Annotated in this window: 19 protein-coding genes and 1 pseudogene; 7 read left to right on the top strand and 13 right to left on the bottom strand. The window is 49.9% G+C overall.

The genetic code is table 11. The annotated features are described in order from the left end of the window. Window positions 1-23: 23 nt before the first annotated feature. Window positions 24-797 carry a hypothetical protein gene (locus CXIVA_RS06390; protein WP_050979222.1) on the bottom strand — a complete coding sequence of 258 codons (774 nt, stop codon included), beginning with the start codon at window positions 795-797 and terminating at the stop codon, window positions 24-26. Between the two features lie 394 nt (window positions 798-1,191). Further along, window positions 1,192-2,619, bottom strand: a complete 1,428-nt coding sequence (locus tag CXIVA_RS06380) for an ISLre2-like element ISClsp4 family transposase (RefSeq protein ID WP_013976641.1) — start codon at window positions 2,617-2,619, stop codon at window positions 1,192-1,194. Window positions 2,620-2,800: 181 nt separating this feature from the next. On the opposite strand from CXIVA_RS06380, the gene CXIVA_RS06375 reads away from it, so the two are divergent. The 3 genes and pseudogenes from CXIVA_RS06375 (at window position 2,801) to CXIVA_RS14015 (ending at window position 5,038) form a co-directional block, all read left to right on the top strand. Further along, entirely contained in the window at window positions 2,801-3,364 is a 564-nt protein-coding gene (locus CXIVA_RS06375; RefSeq protein WP_013977183.1) for a TetR/AcrR family transcriptional regulator, read from the top strand. Between the two features lie 146 nt (window positions 3,365-3,510). Further along, window positions 3,511-4,218, top strand: a pseudogene (locus CXIVA_RS06370) (MIP family channel protein); the annotation flags it as partial. A 496-nt stretch (window positions 4,219-4,714) separates the two neighbouring features. Next, window positions 4,715-5,038, top strand: a complete 324-nt coding sequence (locus CXIVA_RS14015; protein ID WP_013977179.1) for an IS3 family transposase — start codon at window positions 4,715-4,717, stop codon at window positions 5,036-5,038. Window positions 5,039-5,262: 224 nt separating this feature from the next. Here the strand turns inward: CXIVA_RS14015 and CXIVA_RS06355 are convergent, their stop codons facing one another. The 7 genes from CXIVA_RS06355 to CXIVA_RS06325 all read right to left on the bottom strand — a co-directional run bounded on the left by CXIVA_RS06355 (window position 5,263) and on the right by CXIVA_RS06325 (window position 11,308). Continuing rightward, on the bottom strand, window positions 5,263-5,613 hold the full coding sequence (locus CXIVA_RS06355) for a hypothetical protein (protein WP_013977178.1): 351 nt from the start codon (window positions 5,611-5,613) through the stop codon (window positions 5,263-5,265). 81 nt (window positions 5,614-5,694) lie between these two features. Beyond that, entirely contained in the window at window positions 5,695-5,994 is a 300-nt protein-coding gene (locus tag CXIVA_RS06350; protein ID WP_013977177.1) for a hypothetical protein, read from the bottom strand. Window positions 5,995-5,996: 2 nt separating this feature from the next. Beyond that, complete coding sequence (locus tag CXIVA_RS06345) at window positions 5,997-6,866, bottom strand: alpha/beta hydrolase (protein ID WP_013977176.1); 870 nt, start codon at window positions 6,864-6,866, stop codon at window positions 5,997-5,999. A gap of 334 nt (window positions 6,867-7,200) precedes the next feature. Then, a complete protein-coding gene (locus CXIVA_RS06340) occupies window positions 7,201-8,097 on the bottom strand; it encodes a 4Fe-4S dicluster domain-containing protein (RefSeq protein WP_013977175.1) in 897 nt (298 codons plus the stop codon). Window positions 8,098-8,312: 215 nt separating this feature from the next. Further along, a complete protein-coding gene (locus tag CXIVA_RS06335; protein WP_013977174.1) occupies window positions 8,313-8,867 on the bottom strand; it encodes a transcription repressor NadR in 555 nt (184 codons plus the stop codon). Between the two features lie 46 nt (window positions 8,868-8,913). Beyond that, window positions 8,914-9,774, bottom strand: coding sequence for a carboxylating nicotinate-nucleotide diphosphorylase (gene nadC / locus CXIVA_RS06330; RefSeq protein WP_013977173.1), 861 nt, complete (start codon window positions 9,772-9,774; stop codon window positions 8,914-8,916). Between the two features lie 115 nt (window positions 9,775-9,889). Continuing rightward, window positions 9,890-11,308, bottom strand: a complete 1,419-nt coding sequence (locus CXIVA_RS06325; RefSeq protein ID WP_013977172.1) for an L-aspartate oxidase — start codon at window positions 11,306-11,308, stop codon at window positions 9,890-9,892. Between the two features lie 324 nt (window positions 11,309-11,632). Between CXIVA_RS06325 and nadA the strand changes: the two genes are divergently transcribed. Continuing rightward, window positions 11,633-12,451: a quinolinate synthase NadA gene (gene nadA / locus CXIVA_RS06320; RefSeq protein ID WP_013977171.1), complete on the top strand. Its 819-nt coding sequence runs from the start codon at window positions 11,633-11,635 to the stop codon at window positions 12,449-12,451. A gap of 149 nt (window positions 12,452-12,600) precedes the next feature. Here nadA and aroF read toward each other — a convergent pair whose 3' ends face one another. Together aroF and CXIVA_RS13390 are read right to left on the bottom strand one after the other, a co-directional pair. After that, window positions 12,601-13,617 carry a 3-deoxy-7-phosphoheptulonate synthase gene (aroF, locus tag CXIVA_RS06315; RefSeq protein WP_013977170.1) on the bottom strand — a complete coding sequence of 339 codons (1,017 nt, stop codon included), beginning with the start codon at window positions 13,615-13,617 and terminating at the stop codon, window positions 12,601-12,603. 155 nt (window positions 13,618-13,772) lie between these two features. Further along, entirely contained in the window at window positions 13,773-14,774 is a 1,002-nt protein-coding gene (locus tag CXIVA_RS13390; protein WP_013977169.1) for a uroporphyrinogen decarboxylase family protein, read from the bottom strand. A gap of 279 nt (window positions 14,775-15,053) precedes the next feature. Between CXIVA_RS13390 and CXIVA_RS06305 the strand changes: the two genes are divergently transcribed. The 3 genes from CXIVA_RS06305 to CXIVA_RS14105 are packed head-to-tail and all read left to right on the top strand — an operon-like array spanning window position 15,054 to window position 16,820. Beyond that, window positions 15,054-16,517: a sodium:solute symporter family protein gene (locus CXIVA_RS06305; RefSeq protein WP_013977168.1), complete on the top strand. Its 1,464-nt coding sequence runs from the start codon at window positions 15,054-15,056 to the stop codon at window positions 16,515-16,517. 14 nt (window positions 16,518-16,531) lie between these two features. Next, entirely contained in the window at window positions 16,532-16,663 is a 132-nt protein-coding gene (locus CXIVA_RS14485; protein ID WP_013977167.1) for a hypothetical protein, read from the top strand. Window position 16,664: 1 nt separating this feature from the next. Then, window positions 16,665-16,820 carry a hypothetical protein gene (locus tag CXIVA_RS14105; RefSeq protein ID WP_013977166.1) on the top strand — a complete coding sequence of 52 codons (156 nt, stop codon included), beginning with the start codon at window positions 16,665-16,667 and terminating at the stop codon, window positions 16,818-16,820. 123 nt (window positions 16,821-16,943) lie between these two features. Here CXIVA_RS14105 and CXIVA_RS06300 read toward each other — a convergent pair whose 3' ends face one another. Then, window positions 16,944-17,861, bottom strand: a complete 918-nt coding sequence (locus CXIVA_RS06300; RefSeq protein ID WP_013977165.1) for a LysR family transcriptional regulator — start codon at window positions 17,859-17,861, stop codon at window positions 16,944-16,946. Window positions 17,862-17,967: 106 nt separating this feature from the next. Then, window positions 17,968-19,023 (bottom strand): nicotinate-nucleotide--dimethylbenzimidazole phosphoribosyltransferase, encoded by a 1,056-nt coding sequence (cobT, locus tag CXIVA_RS06295; RefSeq protein WP_013977164.1) that lies wholly within the window; start codon window positions 19,021-19,023, stop codon window positions 17,968-17,970. Window positions 19,024-19,334 lie beyond the last annotated feature (311 nt).

The raw sequence follows: 19,334 nt of genomic DNA, 5'->3' as shown, positions 1-19,334 counted from the left end.
TCGTTCAGACGGTACCTGCCCATTCAATCGGCGATATTATAATTGCTTCGAAAGTGTGGCATATTTTTATGCCGAATATATTTGGCAATATCCTCTGACTGGTGAAGATAGCCCATGTTCTCCCTGATAAATCGCTTAAATGTCCAGCCTGAAAACCGGAACAATTTCCCGTATGCTCCCCATACTGCAAAGGATGACAATTCCATAAGAAGAATCCTATGCATCAGGATTGTATTCTTTGGCTGAAAATGTGAAATTGTAAAAGATTGAAAGACCACATGAGGCAATTCATCTTGAATCATTTTTTTACAAATCTGCTTCAAGACCTTTGACTCGGTTGCATCATGAAGAGCAGTATAGTAGGATAGGGCGATGATTTCAGCCGTCACAAGAGTTATTGTTTCCGTCAGAATACCACCGGTTTTCCGAAAACGGCGAAAGATACTATCGAGGAGCATCTTGGTCCGTAAGGGAAGGCAATGATAATTCATGAACTCAGCCAAATAGGATGAGTGATTATTTTCCTCCCGAATAAACAAATGCATAGTTTCTGGATATTCCAGTTCTCCAAATTGACCAGTAAATGCTTCTGTGGCTTTTTTTAAGTTTTTACCATCACTGTGTTCCCCTATCTGAAACGAAGCAATCGAAGGCAATATCCTTTGTTTCTCTTTTTTCGTAAGGGGAGGTTCCTCTGAAAAATCCAGACGCAATCTGCTACTTTCATTTTTTTGAAAGTACTCCTTCCAGTCTTTGGCGTTAAAATATACCTCCTTTCGGTTATCAAGCCTAATCATCCTTTTCCCTTCCTATCCTATATCCTAAATTTCTTCATATACTCTTTTATTTTTCATGCGCACCTCCTGTTTATGTGATATACTGATACATAGTTATATTAACAAATTTTTGTGTATACAGAAAGTACCTACATCCTGGAAAAAGGTTACACGATACTGTCAAGTAATCGTTGGCAACCCACTCATACATTTCAACCGTACGTTCCGTCTTTATAAGGTGTGTATGAAAACACGCTGTGTTTTCTGCTCGCTGCATGCGCTTTTTCGCCCAGGCTCCTGCGCGAACTCGCCCTTTGGGCTCAAACATGCGCCCGCCTTCGCTGCTAGCATGCAGCTCCCTACGAAAGCCTCGCTATCGTTTTTCATTGCACACCATTATAACTTCCGGAACTGTTTAAAATCCTGCCATGGCCAAAAGTTTTCCCCGTTCCCCGGATGTCTTCCCTTCTAACGCAGTCATATGGCCAATAACCGGGTATTCGTATCCCTTTCCGATCTTCTTCCTGATCTGGCCTGCCTGCAGGATATCTCCTTTGATTTCTTCCAGTTTCTCTTTTTCAAATATCGGTATTCTCAGCTGCTCCGTTACTTCATAAAGCTTTCCGGAACATTTCTTCGCCAGGATCTTTGCCAGATGGTTACCGCCCTTGATGCTCCAGCTGGTATGGTTATGCTTCATTCTCCTGGCTATGACGCTCCAGATATGGTTCTCCATCGTCCCCATTTTTCTATAAATAAGTCCTTCCGGGCTTTCCGGGATTTCCAGCCCACGCTCCTGATATGGCAGTAGGCCATCCCTGTTGGAACGGAAGTAGCTGATCACTTCTTCCACCTTCTTTATGGATTCATCATCGTCCAGGCTGTCACGATATATTTCAAGATAAGCAAAAGTTTCCGCCACCTTATTCTCACGCAGCATTTCCATAACATCATGGATTGCTTTTGCATGGGGCAGGTTTTTCCGGATACTCTGGTTTCTGTGAAACGGATCCAGCTGGAACACCGTTTCCTTATCCTGCGTTTTCTTGATCCAGGAAGCTCCGTCACCATTCAGGAAGCGTAACTGAACCTCATCGAGGTTATACTCGGCAGCGATCATCGCCTCTCTTTTTTTCTGGAATTCGGAAGCCTTCTCAAATCCGGCAGTCACAACTTTTCCATCAAGAGAGTAGCGGTCGTTTCCCTCCGCTTTCCAACCATCATAGGCGATTGCTGCTTTCATTTCCGCTTTTGGGAAATGCCGTTTTTCTCGATCTTTTCCCTGAAGATTCAGCCATACACCATCAGCTTCTTCAAACAACACTGGAACTTCTTTTTCGCCTTTTACTTCTTGTTTCTTATTAGCTGCAACAAGTTCCCTCTCATCATTTTCCAGTTTTTCTCCAAGAGTCTGTATGATATTCCACACACCGGTATGGCTGATGGGGAGCCCTGTCATGTCGGAAACTTTGTTGGCACAATTCCGATAGGACATCTCTGTGATGGATGAAACCATGAGTTCCACACAATTCTCTGAAACCAGGCCGACACGGTTCATCTTCAGATTTTCATCCAACAGATAGACATAGTGATTTTCACCATACTCATCCCTGGTCCTGTACACATACCTGTCATAAGGCACGTCTCCATAGACCGTTTTGATAGATGTGTGGCGCGTCCCTTTGTCACGGAGTTCGGATGTATCTCTGCTGTCATGCAGGTATTTATCATACTGCTGGAGTATCTCTTGGGTCAGTGCGACGCCAAGGTCGCAAACAAATCTGAAAATCTCCTGCTCTAATTCCTTGAAAGTTACGCCCTTTTCCTCTATCATAGTATTCATCATACAGATCCTTTCGTATGTATTCTTAGCAAAATAAATACTAATGGTTTTCTGTATGATATGGAAGGGGCTTCGGCCTCTTCTTTTTGTTTTTGCCAACTAAAATTTTACTCTATGAGGTTACACAGTGACACTCTACTCCCCTTCCAGACTTTTCCTGCGGTGCAACGGAGGTGAGTATGTGGCAAGAAATACCAGAGACGCTATTGTAGAGGCATTGATCGATCTTTCCCTGGAACATCCGTATAAAAGCTCTTTTACTATGAAGGAGATCGCAGACCGTGCCGGTATCACGCGACAATCAATTTATCGGAAACACTTCAAGAATCAGGGTGAAATTATAAGTTATCTTAGAGAGCTTGTCAACCGTGATGTCCTTAAGATCTATCAGGAATATGATCCAAATAGCAGAATCAATCCCTATCTATATGTGGCAGATCATGCTCTGCCTGTTTTTTATCAAAAGCGAAAGATGCTGCGCTGTCTGTTCAGCACATCTATCGATCCATTGTGGCATGATTTTGTAATGAAAACCTATTTCAGATGGGGAGCGGAAAGCCTTTCACCAAAACGAGAAATGATTGCAGTCGCTTCCGGTCAGGATATGATATCCCTGTTGATCGGAGTCACTCTGTCTATCATTGAGGTATGGATCTGCAAGGAGAACCCGCTTCCCCCGGATAAGTTTAAAGAGATTTTTCTAAAACTTGTACAGACCCCGTTTTACGATATGCTGCAGGTATAAGATGGAAACACTTATCAAATATTTCTGCTCATTTAATCGAATTTTTGAGCAAAACATTGGTGAATATCGTTATATTATAATGTAGCGTTCTCTTGTACCTTCTCATATAATGAATAACTCCGAAGTAAACAGGAGAATGGAAGGAGAAAAAGTCTATGAAAAAGTATGTAGCAGAATTTATTGGCACAGCGGTTCTTGTTATTTTCGGCTGCGGTACCGCTATGTTGGTCGGGTGTGACCCTTCAAAAGGAAGCGGGTACCTACTGACTGCCCTGGCCTTTGGTCTATCCATTGTTGCTGAGGCCTATTGCATTGGAAATGTATCAGGCTGTCACATCAACCCTGCAGTCTCGTTCGGTGTCTGGATCAGTGGCCGCATGAATGCAAAGGATTTTATCGGTTATTGTATCTCTCAGATTCTTGGTGCCATCTGCGGAAGCTTTCTACTGATGGGAGTCTTTGGTCTTGGCGGTGTAACAGATCAAACGGGAGCTTTTGGATCAAACGGTCTCGCGGGAGTCAGTGGCTCAGCAGGCGCAGGCTTCCTGGTAGAGCTTGTGCTGACTTTTGTTTTTGTTCTGACCATACTAGGGGTCACATCAAAAAAGGCTGGGCATGGTTCTTTCGCCGGGCTAGTCATTGGTTTAACTTTGACTTTTGTCCATATCTTTGGCATCGGTCTTACTGGTACATCAGTTAATCCAGCAAGATCAATCGGACCCGCTCTTGTATCTGCTATCAATGGTAACACAGAACCTATTGGTTCGCTTTGGATCTTTATTATCGCGCCTCTTCTTGGAGGTTCTGCAGCTGCTTTCTGTTACCAGTTCCTGGCGGGGAAGGACAGCGAATAACTTAACTACATTTTTTCCAAAGAAGAAAATTGAAGGCACGCAGGTATACATTCCAACCACTTTTCTTCTTTGTTTATCCTGAATTATTCACCGCTATGCGGTGAATAATTCAGGCTGATTGCTTTTTTAAGTGCAGGTAGTATATAAATAGGACAACTTAAACATGACCTTTTCATTAAGTAGTAAAATATAGATGCGGAGGAAAAGATCATGGCTAAAAGGAAAAAATATTCTCAACAATTTAAGGATGATGCTGTGCAGTATCGAAAGGATCATCCAGAATTAACAAGGATACAGCGAATCATCTTAATATCAGCGTATCAGCATTAAAACGATGGATTGAAATTTCCGAAAAGAATAATGGAGCGGTGATATCTCGTGGCTCAGGCAATTATAAAAGTGACGAGGCAAAAGAGATTGCTCATCTAAAGAGACAACTGCGTGATGCGAAGGATGCGCTAGAAGTCTTAAAAAAAGCAATCAGTATTCTGGGAAAATGACTGTCGCGATTTATTCCGCTACTCAGGAATTTGTACTTGAAACACGGAAAAATATGCCGAAACGCCTCGTTTCGGTCAGCGGAATACTGCATTATTTAGGCGTTTCCACATCCGGCTATTATGCTTGGAGAAGTCATACCCCTTCAAAAACAGAGATGCATCGGGAACAAATGAAAGAAAAAATACAGGATATTTATCACAAATCCCACGAAAACTACGGTGCGCCAAAGATTACAGCTGTACTGCGTCAACAGGGTGTTCCGACCAGTGAGCGCACGATTGGCATATATATGCATGATATGGGCATTCATGCCCAATAGGTAAAACACTGTATCCATACAACTATAAATCCTGATTTTAATCTGAAATTAAAAAATATCCTGAACGAACAGTTCAATCCAGTTGATCCAGACCAAATATGGGTATCTGATATCACCTATATCTGGACAGAAGAGGGATTTGTATATCTTACAAGCGTTATGGATTTGGATAAGGGGGTGCGGCCGTTTAAAAAGAAACAGGTATCAAAACAGTATCACGTTTATTAGAAAAACTTCTCTATTTTCGCCGCATTCTGTTTGGTCAACACCAGAACGTTTTTTCCACCGTACCATTCAATCAATTTATCGGCCGGTGTATAGTAAAATCTGTAGATACTTCCGTTTTTCAATCCAAACCGTACCACATAGCATTCGGCATCTGTATTTTTCTCTGCTCCTTCTTCCGACATCCACTGATTCTCATTCGATGTAATTGTCTGCACGAACTCCCGGATATATTTTTTTTCAGTCACTTCGGTAATCAGATCCCCCGCAAGGTCTTCCTTTGATTCATCCTCGCGATTGACCATAATCTTCTCCACATCATCAGCGGAATCAAATTTATAGACCTTCATATCATCCCGAAGCGTATAATCATCATTATCAAAGCCGATAAACTCACAAACCGTGACTGCGGAAGAGTTTTCGTTTCCTTTTTACAGTGTCATGATCAAATCAGCATAATCGGTTCTCCCAGACATATGATATACATGAACTTTTTCCCCGAAACCGGCTGGATCTTTTACAATACTATCCGCACTAATTTCTTTTCCATATACCATACTGCCTGATGGAGAATCCCGTAATTCATACGCAATCGTATGACCATTAACTTTTATTTTTAAAGAGCTTTCCGACCGCCGATTCTGATAATGCTGATATACAAAAAAAATGCCAACACGAAAACTGCAGCAATAATTGCAATAATAAGACCGATCCATTTTTTCTTCATACATTTTCACCTTATCTCTTTCTGGAAATAAGAAACACGGAATCTGTTATAAAAATGTAATGAGGTGTGTATCGTGAATGGATCACATGAATCTTCAGTTTTCGATGCATACCGCTCATTTTTACCGGCAACTTTCGCGGCAGACTTCCGATTCTGTTTCCTGAGATAGTCGTGAATGGCCTTCACCGCCTGTTTCTGCTGTTCTTCTGCTGAAATCCGCGCGGTTCCGTCCCCCTTTTGAATGCCATAATTCCCGAACTGTGCATGATTTCCACCTGAAATCACAGCTTCCGTATAATCTTCCGGTCGGTTCTGAGACTTTTTCTGCATCATGGATGGATCCATATCTTCTGATCCATAAACAGAAAGCAGGGAGAAATCATCCCCACGGAGATCCTTCGGCGGATATCCTGCAAGCAGGATCAATCCCCGGTACTCTGACAGATGGGAAGCGGCATAGGACGCTGCCATCGCCGCCCCGAGAGAATGGCCTGCCATATACCAGTGTCTGTAATCATTTTCATCGTTTTCCCGAATACGGTCCGCCTTATTGATTCCGAAAAACGCCATATGCAGCGGCATATCCAAAAGGTAAACATCCGCATCCTGTTCTGCAATCTGCAGCAAAAGCGGCGCATAGGCACTGGTCTCCACTTTCGCTCCGGGATAGAAAATCACTGCCGTATCATCCGATGGGCCGTCAAACAGATATCCGCCCTGGGAAATTTGGGATACTTTCACCGCAGAATTGCCCTGCAGTGCTTTTTCTGCAGTTGCATCAGCATGATAATAGGTTCCGAAATACACTGCAAGCAGAATAACCAGGACTGTCGGAATGCAGACGGCCAGGATTTTGAGTTTTTTTCTTTGTTTCATTATTTCCATCCTTCGTTCCAAGGGCGTATGAGCAAAATCATCAGGCTCTTCACAGTATCAGCAAACAGCCGTAATATCATCCAGCCAAAGCATGATCAGTCAAATCGTCTTTTGACTAATCGTGTTTTGACTATTGTATCATGTGATACGCAAAAATATCAGTCCCTGATGTTCCAGTGAATCGCAAAAGCAAAACGTTCTGCCCTGTACAAAACACGAAAAGCACGTGATGTTTCACAAAAGGATACATCACGTGCTTTTGCACGTTCGGAAACCCGGTTCACCAGGCATCCAAATGATTATGGTTCTAATCTGATTTTTCGCACATCTTTTTTCACGCGTCCAGAATCTGTCCGTCCCGCCCGATGGTCACTACCTGCCACGGTATGAATTTGCCGCTGTTTTTCAGCGCCTGCTCCGCCGCGCGCTGAAGCCCGCCGCAGCAGGGCACATCCATCCGGAGGATGGTAACACTGCGGATCTGGTTGCCGGCAATGATTTCCGTAAGCTTCTCGGTGTAATCCACTGCGTCCAGCTTCGGGCAGCCGATCAGGGTCACTCTGCCTTTGATAAAGTCTTCGTGGATATTGGCATAGGCATAGGCGGTGCAGTCTGCCGCAATCAGCAGTTTCGCGCCGTCATAAAAAGGCGCCTGTGTCGGCAGGAGCTTGATCTGTACCGGCCACTGGGAAAGCCTGGAAACCGGACGGGCAAAATTCTCCGATTCTGCCCCGCGCTCCGCCGATGGAATCTGCATACTCCGGGAGCCCGGACAGCCTCCTGCCGGGTGTTTCGGTACTTCTGCCCCAGTCTCTTCCGGACGACGGATCTGCATACTCCGGGAGCCCGGACAGCCTCCTGCCGGGTGTTTCGGTGCTTCTGACCCAGTCTCTTCCGGACGACGGATCTGCATACTCCGGGAGCCCGGACAGCCTCCCGCCGGGTGTCCGGGTGCCTGCGCCTGTTTCACGGCTTGTGTCTGTTTCGCTGCCTGTTCCTGCTGTGCCGCCTGCACGGCAGCTTCGTCATATGCCGGCGCTTCCCGTTCTTCAAATGTAATGGCTCCTGTAGGGCAGGCCGGCAGACAGTCCCCAAAGCCGTCGCAGAAGTGCTCCCGCACCAGCTTTGCCTTGCCGTCCACCATATCAATGGCTCCTTCATGACAGGCTGTGGCGCAGATTCCGCAGCCGTTGCATTTTTCTTCGTCTATATGGATAATTGTTCTGATCATTCCGGTTTCCTCCTGAATATTTTAAGCACATTCTTGTGATTCATTGAAGCTAGTATAGCGCAGTCCGAAATAATCTTACGTTGTTTTAACCACAAATTTACTTTTTCTGCTGCGAACTTTCCGGAATCTGTATACGGATCACAATCGGCTGATTCCACTTCTGTCATTTACGGGGTATACATTTACGATAATTTACAAAGTCTGCCTGCTTCCATTTACGAAGTCTGCTTGCTCCCCCAGAAATCCACCGGTTCATAGTCCTGCAGTTTGGCCAGATATCCCTCTGCCGCCAGCCGTTCCTGTATCTGGTCCAGAATTTCCTCACTGTCTGCCGCGATGGTATGGTAATGGTACCCGGAGGTCGCCCCGGACAGAGGCCGGGACTGTCCCGCGTTTATCTTATCAATATAGGACCGCACATCCCGCCGGGATCGGATATTCATCGGCACCCGGACCAGGCCGTATACCTTGTGGTAAATAAAGACATCCTGTACGATCCCTCCGTAGTCCACAAACAGATTCAGCTCCTCTTCCACCTGCTGCTCTGTATGGTGTACCTTAAAGACACGGGTCACATACTCCGGCTGCATCAGCAGATAGCCTCTGCTGGCGGACAGGATCTTGCTCCCGGCTGCCCGCAGCAGCGCGATGTCCTGCACGATTACCTGCCGGCTCACATGAAATTCCCGGGCAAAGGCGCTGCCGGAAATCGGCCGGGTACTGGACTTTAATTTTTCAATGATCTGGGCTCTTCTCTCTTCTCCGCTCATGGTTCACCCTGAAATTTCTGTTTTTCCGCTCTTCTGCTCCTGTCTGTCATGCTTCCACCGGATGGAGATTCTTTAACGACAGATCCAGAATCGGAGCGGAATGTGTCAATGCTCCGCTTGAAATATAATTTACACCAAGATCGGCCAGGCGGGCAATATTTTCTTTTGTCACATTGCCGGAAACTTCCACTTCCGCTTTGTCCCCGATGACTGCCATCGCCTGTTCCATGGTGCCGTGATCCATATTGTCCAGCATGATAATATCCGCGCCGGCCTCCACTGCTTCCCGCACCATGGCAAGGGTCTCCACTTCCACCTCAATCCGGCGGACAAAGGGCGCGTATTCCCGGGCCATGCGAACCGCCTGTGCCACGCCGCCGGCGGCGCCGATATGATTGTCTTTCAGCATTACGCCGTCCGTCAGATTGTAGCGGTGATTGTTTCCGCCGCCCACCTTTACGGCATATTTTTCAAAAATCCGGTTGTTTGGTGTGGTTTTTCTGGTGTCCAGCAGCTTTGTTCCGGTTCCCTGAAGCAGTTCCGCCGCCTGATGGGTATAAGTGGCGATTCCGCTCATCCGCTGGAGGAAATTCAGCGCCGTCCGCTCTCCGCTCAGAATTGCGCGAATATCGCCGGTCAGCACCCCGATTTTCTGTCCTTTCTGCACCTGGTCTCCGTCCTGCACAGACAGCCGGATTTCCGCAGCAGGATCCAGCAGGGTAAACACCCGGGCAAATACCTGCAGGCCGCAGATGACGCCGTCCTCCTTGCAGATCAGATCTGCCGTCCCTTTCCGGGCGCGGGGCATCACCGCATTGGTGGAAACATCTTCGCTGGTAATATCTTCTTTCAGCGCGCTTTTGATCAGCGGCTCAACATTCAGTTTCATTGTAATGGGATCAAACATGGTCTCTGGTTATCCTTTCCTGTTGTTTTCTGCCGGCTTTTCCGCGGACAGTCTCTCTGCGGCGGAAGAAAAACGCTTACGCGCATGCCGGCTCTGCCATTCAGCCGTTCGTTCTCTAGCGGGTCACACACAGCGTGCGGGTCTCCGAAACGGAAGAATCCTCTGGGTCTTCCTCCTCCAGATGGCGGTACGGCACGCCGGAACGGTTGCTGCCGCCGCTGACGCGGTCGATTTCTTCCTGTACCATACGGGCATAGTCTGCGGCAAGTTTTTTCTCATCGGCATACTCTGCCAGATTTACCCGGGCAAAAAGCTTCTGATTCGTATTCCGGTGCCGGGGCTTTTCTGCGACATCCGCCGCTGCCCGGCCGGCAAAGACCAGGGACTCCAGCAGCGAATTGCTGGCCAGGCGGTTTTTCCCGTGCACGCCGTTGCAGGCAGTCTCTCCCACCGCATAGAGACGGTCCATGGTGGTTCTGCTTTCGTGATCCACGCGGATCCCGCCCATGAAATAATGCTGGGCCGGCACAACCGGAATGCATTCTCTGGCCGCGTCGTATCCCTGTTCTCTGCAGTGTTCCACGATATTCGGGAAATGTTCCTTCAGTTCACCGGCATCGATCTGTCCCAGATCTTCCCAGACATGGCTGGTGCCGTCTTTTTTCATCTGTCTGCGGATTGCTTCCGTCAGGATATCCCGGGGCAGAAGCTCATTGGCAAATCGGTGCATCTGCTTGTCATACAGCTTCGCGCCTTCCCCCCTGGCGGATTCCGAGATCAGAAAACTGCGGTCTTCTTCTTTTTCGGTGTAAAACGTCGTGGGATGGATCTGTACATAATTGATATTTTTCAGCGCAATATGATGGCGCAGGGCAATGGCCAGGGCGTCTCCGGTCAGATGGCGGAAATTGGTGGAATACCGGTACAGGCCGCCGATTCCTCCTGTGGCCAGCACTGTATAGCTGCTGGCGATCAGCTTAAGGGACCCGTCTGCCATACGGACCACCGCGCCATAGCAGGTGTTGTCCTTTTCCACAATGTCCACAAGGGTCGTGTATTCATACATCTCCACATTCGGCAGCTTTTTTACCTGCTCCAGCAAATGGCTGGTGATCTCCTTGCCGGTAATATCCTTGTGATACAGGATCCGCTTCGCGGAGTGGCATCCCTCCCGGGTAAAGTCCAGATTTCCCTCCGCGTCTCTGGCAAATTCCGCGCCATAGCCGATGAGATCCCGGATCACCTTCTGAGAAGAACGAAGCATAATGTCCACGGACTTCCGGTCGTTTTCATAATGTCCGGCCTTCAGGGTGTCCTCAAAATAGCTGTCGTAGTCCGCGTCGTCCCGCAGCATGCAGATGCCTCCCTGGGCCAGGAAGGAGTCGCTGCTCTCAAAATCGGACTTGGTAATCAGGATAATCTTTCGGTCCCGTGGCGCCTGAAGGGCGAAATAGAGCGCCGAACAGCCGCTGCCGGCAATCAGAATATCTGCTGTTGTCCTGTTGTTCTGAAAATATTGTTCTGTCTGTGTCATGATCTTCTCTCCGTACCCGGCCGTCAGACGGCGGTGCGGGCATCTCTGCGGGGCTGGTCCGTACCGGCGGACCGCCTTTTTCCTTGATATTGACGGTTATTATACCATTATGTTTCACATATGACAAGACACCTGTTAATACTTATTGTTTGCATATGTCTTGACACATGACGGGCTGTTTTTTATAATGGGGAAAACTTTACAAAACAAGCAAGAGGATATGACAATGACAACAAGAGAATTACAGGATCAGATCCTGGAACTGAAGAAAAAAATGATGTATGTATCCTGGCTCACGCCTATCAGAGCCACGATATCTGGGAAGTGGCGGACTACGTAGGCGATTCCTACGGCCTCAGCCTGCAGGCCGGCAAGGCGGATCAGCAGACGGTGCTTATGTGCGGGGTCCGTTTTATGGCGGAAACCGTAAAGATTCTGTCTCCGCAGAAAAAAGTGCTGCTGGCCAATCCCATGGCCGGATGTCCTATGGCGCAGCAGTATGACCGTGAGGCGGCCCTTCGTCTGAAAGAAGAAAATCCGGGTTATACCCTGGTGGCCTATATCAATACCACCGCTTCTTTAAAAACCGTAACTGACGTCATCGTTACGTCCTCATCCGCGGTGAAAATCCTGAAAAATATGCCGGAAAAAGATATCCTCTTCCTTCCGGACTGCAATCTGGGCGGCTGGGTTGCGGAACAGCTGCCGGAGAAAAATATCAAACTGGTCAAAGGCGGCTGCCCCACCCATATGCGGATGCGCGCCGCAGATGTAAAGGCCGCCAAGGCGGCCCATCCGGAAGCCCTTGTGCTGGCCCATCCGGAATGCTTAAAAGAAGTGCTGGAACAGGCGGACTATATCGGCAGCACGACAGGCATCATGAACTATGCCAAAAACAGCGGCGCCCGGGAATTTATCATCGGCACCGAAAGCAGCATCGTCCAGCATCTGCAGTTTGACTGCCCGGACAAGCAGTTCTATCTGCTGTCCCGGGAATGTGTCTGCCACAATATGAAGATGACCACCCTGATGGATGTCTATCAGGCAGTGGCCGGCGCCGCCGGCGAGGAGATCCTTCTGGATGCGGATACCATCCGGGAATCCCGCCGCTGCATCGACCGGATGATCGAGCTGGGCGGCTGATCGGCGCCCGGTGTTTCTTCAATTTTTCTCTCCGGGAGACACTTCCGGATGAGATACTTCCAAAAGAAATACTTCCGGATGAAATGTTTCCGGACGAGATACTTCCGAAGGAGATTCTTCCGGTGCCGGGAGCGGCCGCAGCCTGCGGCCTATCCCAGCACCTTTCCTTCAAAGGCAATTCTGCGCTTCAGATCCTGCATCAGCACATCAAACTGATCACAGTCCAGGGACTGGGCCCCGTCGCACAGCGCGTGGGCCGGATCGTTGTGCACTTCAATCAGCAGCCCGTCTGCCCCTGCCGCGATGGCCGCCCGGGCCATCACCGGCACCAGATCCCGCCGGCCTGTGCCGTGACTGGGATCTACGATTACCGGCAGATGGGTCTTTTTCTTTAATACGGGGATAGCCGACAGATCCAGGGTGTTGCGGGTCTCTGTCTCAAAGGTGCGGATTCCCCGTTCGCAGAGAATCACCCGCTCGTTGCCGCCGGCAAGGATATATTCTGCTGCCAGAAGCAGCTCCTCAATGGTGCTGGACAGCCCCCGTTTCAGCAAAATGGTATGATCCGTATGGCCCAGCTCCATCAGAAGCTTGAAATTCTGCATATTGCGGGCGCCGATCTGCACCACATCCACCTGGTCGAAATCCTGCAGATCCGAGATCTCCATCAGCTCCGTCACAATCGGCAGCTGGCAGCCGGATCCGGCCTTTTTCAGCAGTTTCAGCCCATCTACGCCCATTCCCTGGAAGGAATACGGTGAAGAACGGGGCTTAAAGGCGCCGCCCCGCAGCATGGTGGCGCCGGCCGCTTTGACCCGGGCCGCAATCGTCTGCATCTGTTCCTCGCTCTCGATGGAACAGGGGCCCGCGATCACGGCAAAGTGCCCCTCGCCCACTACCTGATTCCCCACCGGAATCAGGCTGTCCTCCGGATGGGTGGCCCGGCTGGCCCGTTTGTAAGGTTCGGTCACCCGCCGGCCATATTCCACACATTCGCTGGTTTCCACCACCGCGTCCAGGTCTACGGAGGCCGTATTGCCGATCAGGCATACGCTGGTCCGTTCGGTTCCCGGACGGATAAAAGGCTCAAACCCTTTTTCTTTAAACTCCCGCGCAAAGGCTTCCACTGCCTGCCGGGACGCATCTTTTTTCATGACAAATATCATTGCTTCTGTTTCCTCCCTTTTGCCGATACACTTGGAATTACCCAGTATTTTACTATGTTCCCCGGAAAATGTAAAACTTCAAGAAAAATAAAACCCGCGGCACCGGGGAGCCTTCCATTCGCTCCCCGGTACCGCGGGTAATCTGCTGCAGTCTCTTACTGCCGGCAGTTTTCCGGATCTTTGTATACGGTTTTTCCGCATTTTAAGATTTCGTCAATCATCACTTCCGTCGTCCATCCGCCAAAGGGAAGGAACATGGGGAAATAACAGTAGCCTTTCGCGTTTTTGTAGAATTCTTCCCGGACCTGGCTGCGGACATCGTCTTCCGTCAGTCCGTGGCCGCTCAGATTCTCTGCCACATATTTCTGATAATCCGGCGTTACATGCATGCCGAGCCGATAGCCGGTGGCTTCCTTCAGCTTCGGAATGTCATTAATCTCCATGCCCTGCCATGCGTCAATGCCGATTTCCGGGAATTCCGGAACCACGCGCTCGATTTTTCCGCAGGAATGCATGTCAAACAGCACACCCAGCTCATGGCAGCGGTCCACTGCCCGTTTGATCTGCGGTTTGATCAGACGCCGCCAGAGATCCGGATCAAAGAACATATCTTTCTGGGTGCCCCAGTCATCGTGGAACATCAGGATGTCCGGCTTGTAGTACTCGATGACTTTCTCCATCAGGCGGATCTTCCAGTCCATAAACGCGTCAAAGAAGGCCGCCACTTCCTCTTCGTCGGTAATCAGCGCGCAGAGGGCATTTTCAAATCCCATCAGCATATGCAGCCGTTCAAAGGGGCCGTTGACAAACATGATTTCAAAGGCTTTGTTTTCCCGGTCAATCTCGCTGATATGGTCGATTTCCTCTACTTTGCTCCAGTCCCAGGCATCCAGGTCCGGGAACTGCACCACTTCCCGCCAGTCACAGATGTCTTCCAGCACAGGATCCTCCGTATGATCCGGCGCAATGGCATCCACGCCGGGTTCATATTTCCATTTTACGCCAAACCAGTCGGTTCCCCCTTTCGTATGGTCCGGACGCTCTTTGTACGCTTCCGGATTGAATAATACGAAGAGTCCTTCATCGGTAGGCAGTTCATCCACCGGTTCATTTCTGAAAAAGGCCAGTGCCCGTTCTTTTGGTGTCATTTCTTTCATGTGACTCACTCCGTTTCTTGTTCACTTATTTTTCGCGGGATATGCGGTTTTAAATCTCTCTAAGCTGATTATATCGGCTTTTTTCCTGTCTGTGAATAAAGACTTGCGATACCCGTATGCAGATTTGTTATTTGGCATATGCCTTTTTTCTGTCATACAATAATTCTAAAGATTTTATAAAGTTGTTCGAACCACAGAAAAAAATCATGTTTTCAGACACTTGTCCAACGGAAGCTGAATCTTCTGGTTCAGCGGGCAAAACAGAAGGGAGCTGTTTTTATGAAAGCTGGTATTCTTGTTGCGGTGCTTCTCTATGAAGTGATCTCCATCGTAGGGATCGGCGCCGCCGTAGCACGTCACAACAAAAAGCACGGAGCCGGAGAAGGTGGTTTTGCCTTTGCCGGCGGCGGACTGCCCGCCTCTCTGGTGGGTATCACCCTGGCGCTGACTCTCCTGGGATCCGCCCACAACTGGGGCACCTGTCAGAACGCTGCGGGCATGGGTGTAATCGCTGCCTGGTTCGGCATCGCCTGCGCAGTGATGATGGTAGTCATTACGCAGATCACCGGACCCTGGATGCGCAGAACCGGAGCAAAAACAGCAGGTGAATTTCTCGGCAAGATCTTCGGTTTTACTTCCGGCCACTTAATTTCCTGCATGAACGCAGCCATCATTATCGGCATGTGCTGCCTGGAGCTTGAAACCATCGCTGTCACTTTTCAGCTGATGACCGGCTGGTCCTTCACCGTCTGTGCCATTATTGGAGGCATTATCGCCGTACTTTACGTACTCCTGGCCGGTATGAAAGAGATCGCCTGGCTGAACTTAATCAACGCCATTTTAATGTATGTAGCCTTAATCGTCGTGTTTATCGCCCTGTGCTTCCGTCTGCCCGGCGGGTGGGATGCCGTGGAGTCCACCATGAAGGCTTCCCCGGACACCTCCTGGATGACCAGCCTCTTTGGCAATCCGGCCCTGATCGTCGGTTTCGCGATTCCTACCGCTCTGGGCGCCTCTCTGTTCCACGGTGTGGCACAGACCGGATACCAGCCGGTAGCTACCGCCCGAAACAATAAAGAAGTCAAAAAATCCCTCTGGTTTGCGGGTCCTATCAACGGATGCTTCTGTGTGCTGCCCGCGCTGATCGGTGTCGCTGCCTTCTCCATCGCAGCCTTCCGTTCCGCAGGCGATATGATGATGACACCGGCCATGCTGGCCGCACTGCTGCCGAAACCGGTACTGGCGCTTCTGCTGGCTGGCTTCCTGGGCGTGGACCTGTCTTCCTTTGCAGTAATGTCCCTGGCGCCTGCCACCATTATTTCCCATGACATCTATACCCTGAAAAATCCAAAGGCTACCGAAGCGCAGAAAACCCGTCTGACCCGCATCATTATTGTGATCATCGGTGTGGTATCGGTGCTGATCTGCAACTTCCAGCCTGCAGTGGTCAATATGGTAAACTGGAGTTTCGCTTTTGGTATTCCGGTATTCGTCATGACCATCATCGGTCTGTGGTGGAAACGCTCGCAGAAAGCCTCCATCATTACCTTCATCATCACCTGGATTGTAGTGTGCATCTGGTCTACCTTCGGCCTGCAGGATCATCTGGGATGGGCGAACTTCCACGTATCCTACATGTCCCTGATTTTCTCAGTGATTGTCGGGATTATCTCCACGGCAGCCTGTGAAGGCAGACCCGGACTGTTTGTCAAAGCAAAAAACGCCGGCCCTGCAGCCGATTAAAGGAGGTATGTCTTATGCATATGTGTATTACAGCAATTATAGAAGTGGTCGTTCTGGTATTTGCCATTACCGCCGTGGGATTTGCTATCGGCAAATTAAACAAATTCGGAGACTCCGATGCCATTATCAGAGAGGAGGAGCGCTGATATGTCTACCACACAGATCTGGATGCTGTGCATTATTCTTGCCATGGTATTCTTTATGATTCTTACCTTTTCCTTCCATAAAGCCGGCCAAAAGGCCGCGGAAAAAGAAACAGCAGAAGGCTCCGGAAACGATACACAGAACCCTTCCGGAACCTGACCGTCTCCGGCTGAAACCATGTCGGAAATAACAGTACTGCATTGCAGCTTACAAAGCCCCCGGCGTCAGCAAAAACTGCCAAACGCCGGGGGCTTCCCTGTCTGTATCCCAAACTGAATGTTTTTATTCCTCAATTCCGTGGATCTCCTCATCCTCCAGTCCCAGAACTTCGTTCATCTTCTGAAGAAAGACCGCGATTAAGGGATTGTAATTGTGCTGGTTCCAGCACAGAACCAGGGACGGATCCCAGTTGCTGTCCATTTCATAAAATTTCACTTCCCGGTTGTTTTTCAGTTCGCAGCGGGAATCCAGAATCGTTACGCCGATTCCTGCCTCGATCCAGAGGATCTGCTCCTCCAGGGAAGTGGCATAAACGGCCTGGGGCACAAACCCATGCCTCTTGCACAGATCAAAAATCAGTCCGGAAGACTCCGGATTGTCCTCCGGGGAAATCATGACGAATTTCTCATCTTTCAGATCCTCCAGAACCAGATCTTCCCGGGCTGCCAGCGGATGATAGCGGCTGAGCACAATATGGTCTCTGGAATGATCCACATACTGATAGACGATGCTTTTTTTCCGTTCGATTTCAAACTGCAGCGTAAATACCAGGTCCAGGTCCCCGGCATACAGCCCGTCCAGAAGCGAAGAAAATGACCCCTGGGTAAACCAAAGATCCACATTCGGATGATTTTTCTGAAAATCATGATAGATCAGGGGCATAAAATCCGCGATATTCGTCTGTGAAAGCACACCGATTTTCAGCCGGCCGCTGAGTCCGGCCTGAATCTTTTCCGCCCGGGCCACCTGACCGGTATAGGACTCATAGATTGACGAAAATCCCTCAAACAGTGATATTCCCGCCGGAGTCAGATGAATTCCGCTTCCGGTGCGGACAAAAAGCTGGATATTCAGCTCTTCCTCCATATTACGGATATGGCGGCTCAGCGCCGGCTGGGTAATAAACAGCTGTTCCGCCGCTTTTGTAAAACTGAGGCACTTCGCCACAGCGATAAAATATTTGATCTGTGCAATCGTCATGTCTGCTGTCCCTGTCTGCCCGAGGGTTCCTCCTTTACCTGTGTTCACTCATTACAAATATTGTACCATTGGAGAAATTTTCAGGTCATACCAGATATGCATAGGGTTATTCCAGTTCTTCATACGCTTCCACACGAATCTGCTCAAAGGTGCTCATTGTATGATACACTGCCGCCGACAGATCCAGCAGCGGGAACAGGGCCACCGCGCCGGTTCCCTCTCCCAGATGCATCCGGCCGTGGATCATGGGATCCCGGCCCAGAGCCTCCATTACCATCCGGGTCGCCGGCTCTTCCGACAGATGGGAGACCAGTATGGCATCCGCGCAGGCCGGCGCCAGGCGGATGGCACAGAGTGCCGCCACGGCAGAAATGAACCCGTCTGCCACCACCGGGATTCCCCAGGCCGCGCCTCCCAGACAGACGCCGGTAAGTCCGGCGATATCAAAACCGCCCACCTTCGCCAGCACATCCACCGGATCCCGGGGATCGGGACTGTTTTTCCGAATCCCCTGGCGGATGGCGGCCACTTTGCGGCGCAGTCCTTCTGTGGTCAGGCCGGCGCCTCTGCCGGTCACCTGCTCCGGGTCCACATCCAGAAGCACGCTGGTCACCGCGCTGCTGGTGGTGGTGTTGCCGATGCCCATCTCGCCGGTGGCCAGAATCTCATAGCCCTGTTCCTTCAGTTCCCTTACTTTGGCAATGCCCACTTCGATGGCAGCCACGGCCTCTTCCCGGCTCATGGCCGGTCCTTTGGTGAAATTGGCTGTTCCATAGGCAATCTTATGTTTTTCCACACGGGGCGTATCCACGGCCATGCCGATATCAATGGGGAAAATATCCGTTCCGCTCTCCCGGCACATAATTGCCGCGCAGGAGTTCGCGTCCAGAAAATTTTCCGCCACGATGGCGGTTACTTCCTGTCCGGTCTGGGTGACGCCTTCCTCCACGACGCCGTTATCGGCACACATGATCACCAGCCCCTTTTTCCGGATGCTTATCCGCGGATCCCTCTGAATCCCCGCGATCTGCACCAGCAGATCCTCCATTTTCCCCAGGCTGTGCAGCGGCTTGGCTATGCCGTCCCAGCGGCTCTGGCATTCCCGGGCTGCCGCCCGGTCCGCGGGCCGGATCGCCCGGATGGTTTCTTCCAGCTGTCCCATACGATCTTCTCCTTAAAAAAACAGACCGGTGTGTGGACGCACACCGGTCAGCATGAGGGTTGTCAGGTGAAACCGCATCTGTATGTTATGGACAAAGTAACAGCGATTTCGCGCAACATAAGTAAATGCAGCGGCTGTAACGGCTGATCCTTCCGCCGGGGTGGACAGCCCCGCCGGACGTTCTGTCTGCCGCAGCCCTGTGCTCCGGAGTCTGCTCCGGTTCCCATCAGCTGCCGCGGGCAAGAAAAAAGCCCTTACCGCATAATACTACGAGTAAAGGCGTACGTGCTTCCGCATCTGTCATACACAGC

The sequence above is a fragment of the Clostridium sp. SY8519 genome, from assembly GCF_000270305.1.
GTDB lineage: Bacteria > Bacillota > Clostridia > Lachnospirales > Lachnospiraceae > SY8519.
This window is presented reverse-complemented; position numbering and strand designations above follow the sequence as displayed.

What these genes read in the sequence shown, in the direction of transcription:
- CXIVA_RS06340 (WP_013977175.1), bottom strand. Translation starts at nt 8,097, where the DNA reads ATGATCAGAACAATTATCCATATAGACGAAGAAAAATGCAACGGCTGC.
- CXIVA_RS06300 (WP_013977165.1), bottom strand. Translation starts at nt 17,861, where the DNA reads ATGACGATTGCACAGATCAAATATTTTATCGCTGTGGCGAAGTGCCTC.
- nadC (WP_013977173.1), bottom strand. Translation starts at nt 9,774, where the DNA reads ATGTTTGATCCCATTACAATGAAACTGAATGTTGAGCCGCTGATCAAA.
- CXIVA_RS06355 (WP_013977178.1), bottom strand. Translation starts at nt 5,613, where the DNA reads ATGAAGGTCTATAAATTTGATTCCGCTGATGATGTGGAGAAGATTATG.
- CXIVA_RS14105 (WP_013977166.1), top strand. Translation starts at nt 16,665, where the DNA reads ATGTCTACCACACAGATCTGGATGCTGTGCATTATTCTTGCCATGGTA.
- cobT (WP_013977164.1), bottom strand. Translation starts at nt 19,023, where the DNA reads ATGGGACAGCTGGAAGAAACCATCCGGGCGATCCGGCCCGCGGACCGG.
- CXIVA_RS06350 (WP_013977177.1), bottom strand. Translation starts at nt 5,994, where the DNA reads ATGTATGAAGAAAAAATGGATCGGTCTTATTATTGCAATTATTGCTGC.
- CXIVA_RS06380 (WP_013976641.1), bottom strand. Translation starts at nt 2,619, where the DNA reads ATGAATACTATGATAGAGGAAAAGGGCGTAACTTTCAAGGAATTAGAG.
- CXIVA_RS06305 (WP_013977168.1), top strand. Translation starts at nt 15,054, where the DNA reads ATGAAAGCTGGTATTCTTGTTGCGGTGCTTCTCTATGAAGTGATCTCC.
- CXIVA_RS14485 (WP_013977167.1), top strand. Translation starts at nt 16,532, where the DNA reads ATGCATATGTGTATTACAGCAATTATAGAAGTGGTCGTTCTGGTATTT.
- CXIVA_RS14015 (WP_013977179.1), top strand. Translation starts at nt 4,715, where the DNA reads ATGACTGTCGCGATTTATTCCGCTACTCAGGAATTTGTACTTGAAACA.
- CXIVA_RS06335 (WP_013977174.1), bottom strand. Translation starts at nt 8,867, where the DNA reads ATGAGCGGAGAAGAGAGAAGAGCCCAGATCATTGAAAAATTAAAGTCC.
- aroF (WP_013977170.1), bottom strand. Translation starts at nt 13,617, where the DNA reads ATGATATTTGTCATGAAAAAAGATGCGTCCCGGCAGGCAGTGGAAGCC.
- CXIVA_RS06390 (WP_050979222.1), bottom strand. Translation starts at nt 797, where the DNA reads ATGATTAGGCTTGATAACCGAAAGGAGGTATATTTTAACGCCAAAGAC.
- CXIVA_RS06345 (WP_013977176.1), bottom strand. Translation starts at nt 6,866, where the DNA reads ATGAAACAAAGAAAAAAACTCAAAATCCTGGCCGTCTGCATTCCGACA.
- CXIVA_RS06325 (WP_013977172.1), bottom strand. Translation starts at nt 11,308, where the DNA reads ATGACACAGACAGAACAATATTTTCAGAACAACAGGACAACAGCAGAT.
- CXIVA_RS13390 (WP_013977169.1), bottom strand. Translation starts at nt 14,774, where the DNA reads ATGAAAGAAATGACACCAAAAGAACGGGCACTGGCCTTTTTCAGAAAT.